At 63.4% G+C, this 511-nt stretch carries 1 protein-coding gene; it reads left to right on the forward strand.

The window, feature by feature from the left end:
- On the forward strand, nucleotides 1-401 hold a 401-nt coding region (locus ACFPIJ_RS64365), incomplete at its 5' end, for a hypothetical protein (protein WP_380129442.1).
- Between the last annotated feature and the right edge of the window lie 110 nt (nucleotides 402-511).

The following is a 511-nucleotide window of genomic DNA, read 5'->3' on the forward strand; positions in this document are numbered from 1 at the left end:
TGGAACTCGCCTGGGACGTGGCTGACCGATTGTCGGTCAGCTGGAACACGATCGATCTGGGGACGGCGTTCACCTTTGTCGGCCGGCCGCACGAGTGGCGATCGTCGCACCCGCACTCGTTCGCTGCGGCTGCCGGTCGCGTGCTGACCGGATGGGCGGTGACCGAGAACCCGTACTTCACCGGCGACGTGGATTTTACCGGCGAGTTGCCGATGGATCTGGTTGCCGGCTGGACCATGGCAGGCTTGTGGATCGAGTTCGGGGATGTCGGCTTGCACGTCTACAGCGGTGCCGATACGACGTACGTCTCGGACGCACCCCAGGAGCATTACCGTGTGACGCATCGGCAGCTTCAGGAGAAGGACGCGCAGGCCTCCGGAGACCCGACCATCTCCAGTTGAGTACTCGCTCATCGGCTTCTTATCTACTGGTGGTACGACCGCAGCCAGGCCAGGCTTGGTCGAGGTGATCGGCAGGGTCGCTCTCTCATCGGCTGCCCACTGCTGTTTGG

Source organism: Dactylosporangium cerinum, from assembly GCF_042653625.1.
Classification (GTDB): Bacteria; Actinomycetota; Actinomycetes; order Mycobacteriales; family Micromonosporaceae; genus Dactylosporangium; species Dactylosporangium cerinum.